We start from the raw sequence: 12,641 nt of genomic DNA on the forward strand, positions 1-12,641 counted from the left end.
GCTAGCTGTGGATGCCCATCGCCTCGATTTGTTCCTGATAGCGGTTGCGGATGGTGACTTCGGTGACTTGGGCGACGTCGGCGACTTCGCGCTGGGTTTTCTTCTCGTTGCAGAGGAGAGAGGCGGCGTAGATGGCGGCGGCGGCGTAGCCGGTGGGCGACTTCCCGGAGAGGAGTCCCTTCTCGGCCGTCTCGTCGATGATTTCGTTCGCCTTCGACTGCACCTCCTCGCTGAGGTCCAACTCCGAACAGAACCGCGGGACGTACTGTTTGGGGTCGACCGGCTCCATCTCCAGCCCGAGTTCCTGTGAGACGTACCGGTAGGTCCGGCCGATTTCCTTGCGCTCGACCCGGGACACGTCCGAAATCTCTTCGAGACTCCGCGGAATCCCCTCTTTCCGACAGGCGGCGTAGAGACAGGAGGTGGCGACGCCCTCGATGGAGCGGCCACGGATGAGGTCCTCGTTCAGCGCGCGGCGGTAGATGACCGACGCGACTTCACGGACGGAGCGCGGGACGCCCAGCGCGGAGGCCATGCGGTCGATTTCGCTGAGCGCGAACTGGAGGTTGCGCTCGCCGGCGTCTTTCGTGCGGATGCGCTCCTGCCACTTCCTGAGCCGGTGCATCTGACTCCGCTTCTCCGAGGAGATAGAGCGGCCGTAGGCGTCCTTGTCTTTCCAGTCGATTTGGGTGGTCAGCCCCTTGTCGTGCATCGTCTGGGTGGTGGGCGCGCCCACGCGGGACTTGTTCTGGCGCTCGCTGTGGTTGAACGCGCGCCACTCCGGTCCCGGGTCGATGTTCTCCTCCTCGATTACCAGCCCACAGTCGTCACAGATCAACTCGCCACGGTCCGCATCCTTGACGATACTCTCCGCGTCACACTCCGGACAAGTACGCACCCCCTCTTGGTCGTCCGCTCGTTCGGTCTCCGGTTCTCGCTCGCGCTCCCGCTGGCGGGTGGACCGTGTCATCGCATTTTTATAGTAGCTTTTCGCGGCAACTTAAAAACTTGGACAATTATTTTATGATTTGCTCGACAGGCGTCAGACTTCGCTGGATGGCCGTCACGGACCCTCTCCGGGCCGTTGAACACGTTATTTCGGTGATGTAACACCGTCTATACGGACCAGAAGCGGTAAGGCCGGGCACTGGTGAGTGACAGCCAATGCCCGTCGTCGAGTGCGACGTGAGAGGTGCCCGCGAGCGACTGACGGACGCGGGCGTCACAGTCGAAGAGGGGAACACCGACCACGAGCGGTGGCGCGCCGAACACGGCGGCGCGACTGCTGTTGCCTACGAGGGAAAGGTAGTGATACAGGGAGAATCGCCCGAAGAAATCGAGGCACTGCTCCGGGACGGCGGCGGACGGGCGCACGTCTACTTCGACGGTGCCGCCCGCGGGAACCCGGGACCAGCGGCAATCGGCTGGGTCGTCGTCACGAGCGACGGCATCGTGACGGAGGGGAACCGCCGTATCGGCGAGACGACGAACAACCGTGCCGAGTACGAGGCTCTCATCGCCGCCCTCGAAGTCGCTCGGGACTACGGGTTCGACACCGTGGAACTGCGCGGGGACTCGGAACTCGTCGTCAAGCAAGTTCGTGGCGAGTACGACACCAACGACCCGGACCTGCGCGAGCGACGGGTTCGCGTCCACGAACTCCTCCGGGAGTTCGAGGACTGGTCGTTGACCCACGTACCGCGGGAGATAAACGAACGCGCCGACGACCTCGCAAACGACGCACTCGACCATGACTGAGGAGACAGACGACGCGGGGACCGGCGACCAGTACGCGAGTGACGACACCGGCGACCTCCCCCCGGACGTGGTCGCGGAAGCGGAGCGACTCACACACCTCGCCCGCGAGGCGGTCGACGACGCCGCGGCGACCGCGTACCGCGAGGAGCGGGCGGTACTGCTCGCCGACCACGAGTACACGGCTCGCATCCGCGAAGACGACACGCGGAACGTCCTCGTCCTCTACCCCGAGGAGTGGGTCGAAGACGGACTCGTACAAGTCGAGGAAATCGAGGACACTGACCGCGGTGTCGAGCGACCGCTCGACGGCCCGGGCGAGGCCGACGACTGGGACGAAATCGACGCGCACAATCGCGCGATAGTCGAACGAGTCGAGGCCGAACACGGCGACGTTCACGGGGCCAACGCCGCAGCGTTCGCCGATTTCATGGGGAACCACTACGCGCGACCGCTGGAGTCGGCGACGGACGACGAGATAGCGGAGTTCCTGACGGAGTACTACCCACGGAACGCGTGGCCGAGTGACCGGGAGCGCGACGCCGTAGAAAAATCGGTCCGGCTCGCGCTCGATGTCGGGGAGTCGGTTACTGGGCCTGCTCGATGAGCGCGGCGAGTTCCTCGGCACGCTCGTCGTCGGTGACGAACCGGTCGAACACCCAACCGAACTGGTCGAGGAGGGCATCGTGCCCCGTCTCGGTCAGCGCGTACTGGTTGGTCCGCTTGTCGAGTTCGCTCTTCTCGACGAGTCCCACCTCCACGAGGTCGTCGAGGTTCGGGTAGAGACGGCCGTGATTGACCTCGGAGCCGTAGTAGTCTTCGAGTTCACGTTTGACCGCGAGACCGTATCGCGGTTCTTCGCTGAGAATGACGAGGATGTTCTGTTGGAACGCTGTCAGTTCTCGCACTACGTCATCGTCGTCAACGACTGTTTGTGACTCTGACATACTTAGACGAATGTCACCTAGGCATTTAACGCTTGTTAAACAACACGGAAATACGCCTATTTTCGCACACTTCAACCCCGTATTCTGTTTAACACAGGTCGGTTCGAAACTGCGACTACCCACACGACGGCACTAAACCACCGGCGAATATATCCGAATGATTACGCTGGTTGTGCCCCGCAACGAAACGCGTTCCGCCGCCTGTGTGTCGCTGGCTGGCCCCAGTTGAAGTCGATTACGAAAGGACTTTTTGACCACCTCACGCAGTCCCGGCCGATGACGAACCTTTGGGAAGACCTCGAAACCGGCCCGAACCCGCCCGAGGAGATATACGCAGTCGTGGAGTGTCTGAAGGGCGAGCGCAACAAGTACGAGTACGACAAGGACGTGCCCGGCGTCGTGCTGGACCGCGTGCTCCACTCGAACGTCCACTACCCCAGCGACTACGGGTTCATCCCGCAGTCGTACTACGACGACGAGGACCCCTTCGACGTGCTCGTGCTGGTCGAGGACGCCACTTTCCCCGGTTGTGTCGTCGAGGCACGTCCGGTCGCGCTGATGAAGATGGACGACGACGGCGAACAGGACGACAAGGTCATCGCCGTTCCAACTGAGGACCCCCGCTACGACCACATCGAGGACCTCGAGGACATCCCCCAGCAACTGCTCGACGAGATAGACGAGTTCTTCGCGACGTACAAGAACCTCGAAGCGGGCAAGGAAGTCGAGACGCTCGGGTGGGAGGACCGCGCGGCCGCGAAAGACGCCATCGAACACGCGATGGACCTCTACGAAGACGAGTTCGCCTGACGACCGGGTTGCCGCCGCCCGGCCCGCTCCCGTCGCCGACGCCACGCCGACAATACCTGCCGGTAATCACCGACGACCGCCGAATGTGTTATGCTTATGGGTAATCTTTAGCCCGTGGAGAGCCTCCCTTCGAACATGGCGACGAACCACTCCGGCGGGATGTATCACCCCACTGTCGTCCCCGAGAACTTCGACCCGGACGAGGACACCGAGGAGTCCGACGACGGCCCTGCTCGCTCGCTCACGGGTGCCTAGAGCGGCAGACCTTGCCGGTGTTGGCGAGTCCCACCGCTTCCGGCCGCGAAACGAAGTTTCTTGTGCCCGTCTCCGGTAACGCCCTCCATGGGTCTGTTCGACCGGCTTCGCGGTGACGACGGTCCCCGCGTCGCCTTCTTCGGTATCGACGGGGTGCCGTACAGTATGCTCGCGGAGCACTTCGACGAGTTCGAGAACCTCGCTGCCATCGCGGAGTCCGGGGCTGGTGGTGCCATCGACAGCATCGTCCCGCCCGAGTCGAGTGCCTGTTGGCCGGCTCTCACGACCGGCGTCAATCCCGGCCAGACCGGGGTCTACGGCTTCCAAGACCGAGAAATCGGTTCCTACGAGACGTACGTCCCGATGGGGCGGGACGTACAGGCGACGCGCCTCTGGGACCGCGTTCACGACGCCGAGCGACGCGCGACGGTGATGAACGTCCCCGTCACGTTCCCGCCACAGCGTGACGTTCAACGGATGGTCTCGGGGTTTCTCTCGCCGGGCATCGACAAGGCCGCCTACCCCGACGAACTCCGCGAGGTGCTGGAGGAGTCGGACTACCGCATCGACGTGAACGCCAAGCTCGGCCACCAGGACGACAAGGCGGAGTTCATCGAGGACGCTCACGAGACGCTCGACCGGCGCCACGAGGCGTTCAAGCACTACGTCGAACAGGACGACTGGGACCTGTTTTTCGGCGTGTTCATGACCACCGACCGGGTCAACCACTTCCTGTTCAAAGACTACGAACACGACGGCGAGTACAAAGAGGAGTTCCTCGAGTTCTACCGGAAGGTCGACCAGTATCTCGGTGAACTCCGCGAGATGCTCCCCGACGACGTGACGATGGTCGTCGCCTCCGACCACGGATTCACCACGCTCCACCACGAGGTCAACTGCAACGCGTGGCTCCAGCGTGAGGGCTGGCTCTCCTTCGAGAACGAGGACCACGACGAACTCGGTGACATCAGCGAGGACGCCCGTGCCTACTCGCTCATCCCCGGTCGCTTCTACATCAACGTGGAGGGCCGCGAACCCAAGGGCGGCGTCCCCGAAGACGAGTACGAAGCGGTGCGTGACGAACTACAGGCCGAACTGGAGGCACTCGAAGGCCCCGACGGGACGCCCGTCGCCGACCGCGTGGTCACGAGAGAAGAGGCCTACCGCGGCGACCACTCGGACATCGCGCCCGACCTCACCGTCGTCCCGAACCACGGTTTCGACCTCAAGTCCGGGTTCAAGGGCAAAAAGGAGGTGTTCACTACCGGTCCGCGCAACGGGATGCACAGTTTCGACAACGCCTGCCTGTTCGTCGACGACGACGACGCTCGCATCGAGGATGCCGACCTCTACGACATCGCGCCGACCATGCTCGAACTCCTCGACCTCGACTACGACCGCACGGAGTTCGACGGGTCGAGTCTGCTCACGTCCTGAACCAGTCTTTCCCGGACATACGCTCGGTCTGACGGGCGTCTGACGGGTTGTTTTGTGGACTGGCCGCGTAGTCGCCCGCATGACTGACCTGACCGACGTGTACGAACGCGGCGTCGGCATCGTCGCCAGCCGTCGACGGGTGTACTTCGGGCTGGGACTGTTCGCCGTCGGCGCGCTCTTCGTCGTGGCCGGCATCGCCATCGCCACGACGAGTATCGCCGACACCTTCGGCCTCGGGACGTTCGAGGCTCGCGAACTCGCCGGCATTCTCGCCGGGCTGGGCGTGCCCGCGGCTTTCCTCGGGAGTTTCGCACTCCTCCCGGCCAGCCGTCGGACCCGCGCCGCGGCACTCATCGGCGGGAGTCTCACGGTGCTGGGCGTGACGCTGTTCCGGGCGGCGTACCCGCGTCACTGGGTCGGGTCACCGGCACCGCTCGACCTGACGCTCCCCGTCGTCGTCGTCTACTTCGTCGGTGCCATCACGACGTTCTGGTGTCTGTTCCTCGCGGTGGCGAACTTCAAGACGCGCACCGACCCCGGCGGCACGGTGCGGATGGAGGTCACCGACGCGGGGACGACACGCGTCCTCGAAATCACCGGCTCCGTCCCCGGCTTCAGCGGCGTCGGCCTGTTCGGCCGGGACCCCGAGGGCGACGTGGCGACCCAGACCAACCGCGAGGAACCGCTCTACGAGGCAGAGAGCGCGACCGGTGCTGAGGTGCGGGCCGCGAGCGACGGCGGGGCGGCCACGGCAGACACCGGTGGCGGCGACACGCCCAGTCCCGACCCAATTGATAGCGTCTCGACGCCCCGCGGCCAACCCGACCCCTACTGTGGGAACTGCGAGCACTTCCAGTACGTGCGCGTCGACGGAGAGATTCGCCCGGCCTGTACGCTCCACAAGGAGGTCATGAACGACATGGAGTCCTGCGAGGAGTGGCAGGCGAACAACTGAGTCAGGACGCGTTCGCCGACGGTTCGTCGCCGTCCGCTTTCTTGATCCACTTCGACTCCACGTCACGGTTCGCCACGACGGCCGTGTCGCCGCTGTCGAGTTCGAACCGACTCTTTCTGAGGCCGATGGCCGTGACCACTCCCGTCGTCGACCCCGCCGTCACGGTGTCGCCGGGGTTGAAATCGGGGTCCTTGAGGAGGTAGACGCCGGCGACGGTGTCCTCTATCATCTCCGAGAGCGCGTAGGAGATGCCCAGTGCGACGAACCCGACGGCGGTGCCGAGACTCGCCGCTAGGCCGCCGAGGCCGACGATGCCGAGGAGGGTCAACCCGGCACCGAACCAGAGGAAGACGGTGGCGACCAGAACGCCGAGGTCCGCGACTAGCGACTGGTCGCCCGGATACGCGCGTACCAACGTGGCACGCAGGACGCGCGTCACGAGTTTGATGACCACGTACGCGAGGAGCAGGAAGAGGAGTCCGCTGAGTAGTTTCGGAATCGCACCGAGAATGCTGGCGACGAACTCGTTTATCGTGTCTGTGATGATTTGTGCGGCGGACATGTCTCGTGGCTGTGGCGGCGACGGCATAGTGGTTGCCCCGGTCAGTCCTGCGGGACCGCGCTCTCGTCCGGTTCCGCCGCGCCCGGCAGCGTCTCCTCGACCTGTGTGACGACGAGGAGGAGTCCGAGGACGCCCAGTCCGGCCCCGAAGGCGAAGGGGACGACGAAGCCAAACCGTACCAGATAGCCCGAGGCGAGCGGTCCGAGTGCCGTCCCGAGACCGAACGCCATCGTCAACAGCGAGAGTTGCGTCCCCGACTGGCCCTCCGTGGCGAGGTCACCCGCCAGCGCGAGTCCCGGTGCGAACACCATCGCCACGGCGACGCCGTGGAGGATACGGGCGACGAGCATCCCGCCCGTTGTGGTGACGATGCCCTGTGCGAGAACCGACGGGACCAGCAACGCGAACCCGACGACGAGGAAGGGCCGCCGCCCGAACCGGTCGCTGGCGCGGCCGACAGGTATCTGAAAGACGACGTTCGCCAGCACGACGGCGGCGAACTGCGCGCCGAACAGGAACGGGGGTTGGTCGAGCCGTGTGTTGATGGTCTCTTGGAGCGTGGCGAACAGCGCGATGCCGATAGCCATACACAGCGTCGCGACGGCGAGGGTGAACACCGGGTCGAGCAGATGGGTGCCGTCCGGGTCACGCACGGCGAGGCTGATGTCGTCCCCCGCGCTCGCCGTCGTCCCCTCGGTGTCGGAGACGAACAGCGTCACGAGGCCGAAACTGACGACTGCGCCGAACACGGCCACGAGGAACGCGGCGTCGAACCCCGAGAGCGTCCCCCCGCCGGCGACGGCGAACTCGTACGGCCCAGCGGCGACGACGGTTCCCGCGACGATGGGACCGAACCCGAACCCGAGCAGCCGGAAGGTGTTGAACAGGCCGAAGTTGCCGCCACGGCTTTCGGTAGTCGCCAGTTCGTTCACCAGCGCGATGGTACAGGGGATGGTGAAGGCCGCGCCGATACCCTGCAGTGCCCGGACGAGGACCACCGCGTAGTAGGACTCGACGACGAGGTACCCGGCACTCGCCACCGCGAGCAACCCGAGGCCGAACAGGATGTACACCCGCCGCCGCCCGGTTCGGTCCGAGAGGCGGCCGGTCAACGGCTGTGAGAGGCTGTTGAGGAACCCGAACAGCGAGAGGACGACGCCGATGAGTAACTCCTCCGTCACGACGAGGCCGAGCACGCGCGTCCCGACCAGTGCCTCGATGGAGACGGCACCGCTCGCGACGTACAGCGGCAGGACGATGATGAGAAACGAGTTCGCGATTGCGTCGGCCATCCGCGCGAGTGCCAACACGAGGACGCGCCTGTCCGTACCGAGTACCATCTGTCCGTAGGTACGGTGCCGGCGGGATGACGGTTTTCATTCCGTCGTGTCGGACGGTTGTGGGTGTCGGTGTCTCCCGGCGGCCCGCGCATCCGACGGGATTTTATTACCCACCGCGTTAACTGTGGCCACCATGGAGTTCTGTGACGAGTGCGGTTCGATGATGAAAACCGAAGACGGTGTGTGGGTTTGCGGGAGTTGCGGGTACGAGAAAGCGCGCGACGCCCAGGAAGAAGCGGCGATGACGACCACGTCCGCACAGGAGGAGAGCGAGGTCATCGACACCTCCGACGTGGACGCCGAGGACATCGGGCCGACGACGGAAGTCCACTGTCCCGAATGTGGTAACGACCGGGCGTTCTACGAGATGAAGCAGATACGCGCGGCCGACGAGAGCGAGACGCGATTCTTCACCTGTACAGAGTGTGAACACAAGTGGCGTGAGGACGACCACTGATGGCTGACGGCGGGGACGGGATGCCACGGGTGTCCGGCGACCACCTCGACAGGTGGACCTGTACCGACCGGACCAGCGAGACGGTGTTCCAGTTGCCGGTGGCCGAAATCGTCGGCCACACCGCCGTCTACGACGACGACGACTTGCGGACGACGATTCGTGACCTCTCCGGTGGTTCCGTCGACCGTATGTGGCGGTTTTTCTTCGCCACCAGACTGGAGTTCACGCCGACGCTCCCCCCGGCGGTCGGTCCCGCCGCCGTCTTCTCCACTGTCGAGGCCGAGGCCAACTCGGAGTTCGTCGATACCCTCCGCGAGCGCGGGTTCCGGAACGTCACCGAGACGAACCGGCGACGCATCAGTGCCGGTACCGGCGGGAGTGCCTTCCTCACCTCCTACGACGCGACGGTCGATACGTCGATAATCGACGTGGACGTGGAGGGCCACGTCGCCGTCTGGACGACCAGCGGCGAGTTCCGCCTCGCTGGCGGTGCCTACCCGGCGCGGTCGCTCGCGGACATCGTCGGCATGGAGGTGCCGGGCATCGACATCGACCCGGACGCGTTTCACGACGAACTGCTCGACCTCATTCGGAGCGTCCGCTAGACGGGGAGAGCGGCCTGCACGAGTCCGGGGACGGACACCTGTGTCCGCTCGCCGACGAGTCGCCGAGTGAGAGGCCCGGGAGCCGCGTCAGTCCCTAGCAACGCGACACGCGACCGGCCGATGTGGACCGCCACGGTCAGCCCAGTTGCGACTGTCCCGGCGAGGAGCGTCTCCAACGCTCCCTCGTTTACTCGGACAAAACGCACGGCGTCGGTCAGCGACTCGAACTCTACACGGACGAGGTCGGTGTAGGACGTCACCGTGATTTCGACGCCGCCACGTTGCACCGTGAGGTCGGCCGTTACCGTCAGGTCGGGGTGGTCAGTGGCGGCTGCCAGCACCGCGTCAACGGCACGTTCAGTCACGCTCTTCTGTAGTGATACTGACGGTCCCGTCTATTTGCCAGTGTGCGTGTTCCGCGTCGTCACCTGTCTTGCTCGGGACGGCAACCTCGAGGTCATCGAACACGTACGTTATCTCCGCGCCCCGCCCAGTCAACCGCTCGTAGAGGCCGATAGCGAGGTCTGGCCAGTTCGTCGTCTCTTCCATATGCTCGCCTGAGTCAGCGTCGCTCATCGTGCTAACAAGTGTCGTGTGGAACCGACTTATACCTACGCACGCCTCACGGCGACCGTACGGCCGCCCTGGCCACGCCGCGGCCGAGAATCTCCGTCTTCCCGTCACCGACGACCCGACTAACTCGGCCGGGGTCGGCATCCGCACCGAGTAGTCCGACCTGCGTCTCGACGACGTACACCTCCGCGGTGTACCCGCCCGCAGTCAACGCTTCGTCGAGACGGTGGAGGAGTGCCTGCTGATTCCGCACGAGGTCGATGGCGTCCCGAAGCGTCTCCAGTTCGACGTGAACCGGGCCGGTGACCGACGGGACATGAATGTCTGCCCCCTCCAGCGGAATCGCGACGTTCGCGACGGCCTCTATCGGTTCTTTCGTCGTCAGCGTGAACACGTCGTCGAGCAGGTCGACGAGAGTGGTGCCGTCGGTCACTGTATTCAGTCCTCCGTCGGCGGGTTCCCGGGATTGCGACCGAAGATGAGGTACCCCGTGTGTCCGACACCTGCCGTCGACGGCCGGGACCCGCGTTCGTCGAAGTCCATCTCGCGCTGGATGGTCTCCAAGGACTCGATGTCGGCCAGTCCGGCCTCGCGGGCCGCCCCGACCACGTCACGCGCGCTCTCGACGAACGGCGAGTAGACGGCGAGGAAGCCGCCCGGAACGAGGAGGTCGCTCGCGTGCTCGACCACCGACGCCGCGTCCTCGGTGTCGAGCGTCAGGGCGTCGAACGAACCGAGGTCGTCGAGGTGGTCGGTCACGTCGCCGGTCCGCACGTCCACGCTGTCGGCGACGCCCCCGAGTGCCATGTTCTCGCGGGCTACCTCCGCGAACTCGGCGTCCCGTTCGTAGGTGACCACATCGGCACCGGCCCGGCCCATGTACGCCGCGAGGACGCCCGTCCCGGTCCCGGCATCGAGGACACGGTCACCGCCGGTGATGCCGGTGTGACCCATCACGAGGCCGATGTCGCGGGGCATCATCGGCGCGCCGGTGCGCTCGAAGTGGGCGAAACAGTCCGGGCCGCGCAACTCGCGGACGGTGAACGCCTCGTCGAGGTGCGTGGTGACTGTCTCGCCTGCCTGTGCGTCCTCTGGCACGGTGAGGATGCCGAGGTCGGTCTCCAGTCGCTCGCCGCGTTCGAGGAGGTACTCGCGGTCGTCCCGGACCAGCAGAACGGCCACGTTACTCCAACCGCTCGACGGCGGCCGCGAGGTCACCGTCCGTCGCGTCGAGTGCGTTGCGGGCGTCGTCCTCGGAGACGCCGGCGCGGTTGGCGACGATTTCCACGTCGGCGTCGGGAATCGCGCTCGCGCCGTCGTCGCCGCTGTCGCCACCACTGTCGGCCACGTCGCCCGAACCGCCCTCGCCGTGGGGCACGCTCTCGGGGGACCCCATCACCATGTAGGTCTCCTGCCCCTGCGCGTTCATGCGCTGGGCCTCGGCCTCGTGGAACACGAGGTCCTCCTCCGTGGTTCGGATGACGACTTCCTCGACGTCGAGTTCGTCGATGTCGATACCGAACTGGTCCATCATCTGTTGCATCTTCCGCGGGTCGAAACCACCGCCTCCTCCGAACATACTCGTCCGGTCGCGGGCCGTACAAAAAACACTGACGACCGCCCGCGGGCGCGCTCACAGGCTGTCGGCGCGCCGTCCACGGGCGTCACGGACCCGCTCGACGCCCCACACCGCGCCGCCGCCGACGGCCAGCAGGCAGCCGAGGACTGCGGCGAGCAGGTGCCACTGAGTCACCCAGAGCGGGAGTGGGTACCCGCTTCTGAGTGCGGTGAACGTCGCCGAGAGGACGGGGACGCCGTCGCCGCCGTCGGCCGCCGCACTCTGTGTCACGTTGGCTGTGTCACCGTACCGTGGTCCGCCGACCGTCTCCCCCTCGGGTAGCCGCTTGGCCTCGTAGGGGTTCAGCGAGAGCGTGTAACTCCAGACGACGGCTCCGGACGCGTTCACCTCGACGAGGCGGCCGTTCCCGGAGTCGGTAATCAGCGTGTTCCCGTTCGCGAGACGGTCGGCGTCGCGCGGCCACGCGAACCCGCGGTCGTTCGCGCCGCCGAGTTCCCACACGATTTCCCAGTCGGCGTCGGGGCCGTCCCGGTGGAGTTCTACGATGCGGTTGTTGCCGCTGTCGGCCACGAGGATGGCGTTCGGGCCGAGCCACTGGGGATTGTGCTGGTGGCGGAACAGGTTCGGGTCCCCGTCCTCGTTGACGACGTCGACGACGCCTTCGCCGCGTTCGACGACGACGAGTTGGTTGGCGTTACGGACACTCACCAGATACCGGTCCTCGGCGAGACGGTCCACGTCGTTGATGTGGAGCCAGTCGGTTCGCGTGGGGTCCGGCGGCGCGTCGTACATCTCGCTTGCGTTCCACATCCACGAGACGGTGCCGTTGCGCCACACGGTGAACACCCGCTCGTGTTCCATGTCGGTCACCAGAAACTCCCCGGACGGGAGCAACTCGGCGTCGTGCGTCTCGCTGTTCTTCTCGGTCCGCACGGGGTAGGTGTACTCGAAGGCTATCGGGTCCTCGGCCTCCGGGTCGAGTATGCGAAAGCCCGTCCGCGCACACGGTGCCGGGTACGGCCCGCAGTTCTCGGCGTCGCCGTTCATGAACGAGGCGAGAACGCGCCCGTCGTCCATCCGGTACACCTCGAAGTAACTGTCGGCGTTCGCGATGTCGTACACCGTCCGCCCCTCGCCGTCGAGCAGGCGGACGCTCCCGTCCTCGTGGAGGCCGACGCCGCCGCCGTGGATGCCCACGAGCGTCCCGTTCGCGGTGTCGTTGCCGAGGCGGTCGGCCGGGGCCGTCGCCGCGCTGACACCGAACACCACGGTGACGCCGAGGAGCGCGGCGGCCGCGACCACGAGCCCGACCTGCCCCCGGTCGAGCGACCGGACGACTGCGGGTCCGTTCATCGTCGGATGCCTC

17 protein-coding genes are annotated in these 12,641 nt (G+C 65.7%); 7 read left to right on the plus strand and 10 right to left on the minus strand.

Going from position 1 to position 12,641, the window contains the following annotated elements; translation table 11 throughout:
* Position 1: 1 nt before the first annotated feature.
* Positions 2-970, minus strand: a complete 969-nt coding sequence (locus MUG95_RS11825; RefSeq protein ID WP_247007826.1) for a transcription initiation factor IIB — start codon at positions 968-970, stop codon at positions 2-4.
* 194 nt (positions 971-1,164) lie between these two features.
* On the opposite strand from MUG95_RS11825, the gene rnhA reads away from it, so the two are divergent.
* Both rnhA and MUG95_RS11835 read left to right on the plus strand, forming a co-directional pair.
* Positions 1,165-1,758 (plus strand): ribonuclease HI, encoded by a 594-nt coding sequence (gene rnhA / locus MUG95_RS11830; protein WP_247007834.1) that lies wholly within the window; start codon positions 1,165-1,167, stop codon positions 1,756-1,758.
* Positions 1,751-2,362 (plus strand): DUF7108 family protein, encoded by a 612-nt coding sequence (locus tag MUG95_RS11835; RefSeq protein WP_247007836.1) that lies wholly within the window; start codon positions 1,751-1,753, stop codon positions 2,360-2,362. The genes rnhA and MUG95_RS11835 overlap by 8 nt, the downstream gene beginning before the upstream one ends.
* Here the strand turns inward: MUG95_RS11835 and MUG95_RS11840 are convergent.
* A complete protein-coding gene (locus tag MUG95_RS11840; RefSeq protein ID WP_247007838.1) occupies positions 2,343-2,702 on the minus strand; it encodes a PadR family transcriptional regulator in 360 nt (119 codons plus the stop codon). The genes MUG95_RS11835 and MUG95_RS11840 overlap by 20 nt on opposite strands.
* 276 nt (positions 2,703-2,978) lie before the next feature.
* On the opposite strand from MUG95_RS11840, the gene MUG95_RS11845 reads away from it, so the two are divergent.
* From MUG95_RS11845 to MUG95_RS11855, 3 genes are all read left to right on the plus strand, one after another.
* Complete coding sequence (locus MUG95_RS11845) at positions 2,979-3,512, plus strand: inorganic diphosphatase (protein ID WP_247007840.1); 534 nt, start codon at positions 2,979-2,981, stop codon at positions 3,510-3,512.
* Between the two features lie 342 nt (positions 3,513-3,854).
* Complete coding sequence (locus MUG95_RS11850; protein ID WP_247007848.1) at positions 3,855-5,204, plus strand: alkaline phosphatase family protein; 1,350 nt, start codon at positions 3,855-3,857, stop codon at positions 5,202-5,204.
* A gap of 79 nt (positions 5,205-5,283) precedes the next feature.
* Positions 5,284-6,159 (plus strand): Yip1 family protein, encoded by an 876-nt coding sequence (locus MUG95_RS11855; RefSeq protein ID WP_247007850.1) that lies wholly within the window; start codon positions 5,284-5,286, stop codon positions 6,157-6,159.
* A 1-nt stretch (position 6,160) separates the two neighbouring features.
* On the opposite strand, the gene MUG95_RS11860 is transcribed toward MUG95_RS11855, so the two are convergent.
* Both MUG95_RS11860 and MUG95_RS11865 read right to left on the minus strand, forming a co-directional pair.
* Positions 6,161-6,721 carry a mechanosensitive ion channel family protein gene (locus MUG95_RS11860; protein WP_247007857.1) on the minus strand — a complete coding sequence of 187 codons (561 nt, stop codon included), beginning with the start codon at positions 6,719-6,721 and terminating at the stop codon, positions 6,161-6,163.
* A gap of 41 nt (positions 6,722-6,762) precedes the next feature.
* Positions 6,763-8,061, minus strand: coding sequence for an MFS transporter (locus MUG95_RS11865; RefSeq protein WP_247007859.1), 1,299 nt, complete (start codon positions 8,059-8,061; stop codon positions 6,763-6,765).
* Between the two features lie 133 nt (positions 8,062-8,194).
* On the opposite strand from MUG95_RS11865, the gene MUG95_RS11870 reads away from it, so the two are divergent.
* Both MUG95_RS11870 and MUG95_RS11875 read left to right on the plus strand, forming a co-directional pair.
* On the plus strand, positions 8,195-8,518 hold the full coding sequence (locus MUG95_RS11870; protein ID WP_247007867.1) for a transcription factor S: 324 nt from the start codon (positions 8,195-8,197) through the stop codon (positions 8,516-8,518).
* Entirely contained in the window at positions 8,518-9,123 is a 606-nt protein-coding gene (locus MUG95_RS11875; protein ID WP_247007869.1) for a DUF6517 family protein, read from the plus strand. The genes MUG95_RS11870 and MUG95_RS11875 overlap by 1 nt, the downstream gene beginning before the upstream one ends.
* Here MUG95_RS11875 and MUG95_RS11880 read toward each other — a convergent pair.
* Genes MUG95_RS11880 through MUG95_RS11905 form a run of 6 tightly spaced genes read right to left on the minus strand, consistent with a single transcriptional unit; the run spans position 9,120 to position 12,628 of the window.
* On the minus strand, positions 9,120-9,488 hold the full coding sequence (locus MUG95_RS11880; RefSeq protein ID WP_247007871.1) for a hypothetical protein: 369 nt from the start codon (positions 9,486-9,488) through the stop codon (positions 9,120-9,122). The two genes, MUG95_RS11875 and MUG95_RS11880, sit on opposite strands and share 4 nt — an antisense overlap.
* A complete protein-coding gene (locus tag MUG95_RS11885) occupies positions 9,481-9,699 on the minus strand; it encodes a hypothetical protein (protein WP_247007873.1) in 219 nt (72 codons plus the stop codon). Before MUG95_RS11885 ends, MUG95_RS11880 begins: the two co-directional genes overlap by 8 nt.
* 46 nt (positions 9,700-9,745) lie before the next feature.
* The gene (locus MUG95_RS11890) at positions 9,746-10,129 is read right to left on the minus strand and encodes a hypothetical protein (RefSeq protein WP_247007875.1); all 384 of its coding nucleotides are present in this window, start codon (positions 10,127-10,129) and stop codon (positions 9,746-9,748) included.
* A 5-nt stretch (positions 10,130-10,134) separates the two neighbouring features.
* Positions 10,135-10,878 (minus strand): tRNA (adenine-N1)-methyltransferase, encoded by a 744-nt coding sequence (locus MUG95_RS11895; RefSeq protein ID WP_247007877.1) that lies wholly within the window; start codon positions 10,876-10,878, stop codon positions 10,135-10,137.
* Between the two features lies 1 nt (position 10,879).
* Entirely contained in the window at positions 10,880-11,275 is a 396-nt protein-coding gene (locus tag MUG95_RS11900) for a nascent polypeptide-associated complex protein (RefSeq protein WP_247007886.1), read from the minus strand.
* Between the two features lie 54 nt (positions 11,276-11,329).
* Complete coding sequence (locus MUG95_RS11905; protein WP_247007888.1) at positions 11,330-12,628, minus strand: hypothetical protein; 1,299 nt, start codon at positions 12,626-12,628, stop codon at positions 11,330-11,332.
* Positions 12,629-12,641: the final 13 nt, after the last annotated feature.

The organism is Halorientalis litorea, assembly GCF_023028225.1.
Taxonomy (GTDB): Archaea; Halobacteriota; Halobacteria; order Halobacteriales; family Haloarculaceae; genus Halorientalis; species Halorientalis litorea.

What these genes read in the sequence shown, in the direction of transcription:
- MUG95_RS11825 (WP_247007826.1), bottom strand. Translation starts at nt 970, where the DNA reads ATGACACGGTCCACCCGCCAGCGGGAGCGCGAGCGAGAACCGGAGACC.
- rnhA (WP_247007834.1), top strand. Translation starts at nt 1,165, where the DNA reads ATGCCCGTCGTCGAGTGCGACGTGAGAGGTGCCCGCGAGCGACTGACG.
- MUG95_RS11835 (WP_247007836.1), top strand. Translation starts at nt 1,751, where the DNA reads ATGACTGAGGAGACAGACGACGCGGGGACCGGCGACCAGTACGCGAGT.
- MUG95_RS11840 (WP_247007838.1), bottom strand. Translation starts at nt 2,702, where the DNA reads ATGTCAGAGTCACAAACAGTCGTTGACGACGATGACGTAGTGCGAGAA.
- MUG95_RS11845 (WP_247007840.1), top strand. Translation starts at nt 2,979, where the DNA reads ATGACGAACCTTTGGGAAGACCTCGAAACCGGCCCGAACCCGCCCGAG.
- MUG95_RS11850 (WP_247007848.1), top strand. Translation starts at nt 3,855, where the DNA reads ATGGGTCTGTTCGACCGGCTTCGCGGTGACGACGGTCCCCGCGTCGCC.
- MUG95_RS11855 (WP_247007850.1), top strand. Translation starts at nt 5,284, where the DNA reads ATGACTGACCTGACCGACGTGTACGAACGCGGCGTCGGCATCGTCGCC.
- MUG95_RS11860 (WP_247007857.1), bottom strand. Translation starts at nt 6,721, where the DNA reads ATGTCCGCCGCACAAATCATCACAGACACGATAAACGAGTTCGTCGCC.
- MUG95_RS11865 (WP_247007859.1), bottom strand. Translation starts at nt 8,061, where the DNA reads ATGGTACTCGGTACGGACAGGCGCGTCCTCGTGTTGGCACTCGCGCGG.
- MUG95_RS11870 (WP_247007867.1), top strand. Translation starts at nt 8,195, where the DNA reads ATGGAGTTCTGTGACGAGTGCGGTTCGATGATGAAAACCGAAGACGGT.
- MUG95_RS11875 (WP_247007869.1), top strand. Translation starts at nt 8,518, where the DNA reads ATGGCTGACGGCGGGGACGGGATGCCACGGGTGTCCGGCGACCACCTC.
- MUG95_RS11885 (WP_247007873.1), bottom strand. Translation starts at nt 9,699, where the DNA reads ATGAGCGACGCTGACTCAGGCGAGCATATGGAAGAGACGACGAACTGG.
- MUG95_RS11900 (WP_247007886.1), bottom strand. Translation starts at nt 11,275, where the DNA reads ATGTTCGGAGGAGGCGGTGGTTTCGACCCGCGGAAGATGCAACAGATG.
- MUG95_RS11905 (WP_247007888.1), bottom strand. Translation starts at nt 12,628, where the DNA reads ATGAACGGACCCGCAGTCGTCCGGTCGCTCGACCGGGGGCAGGTCGGG.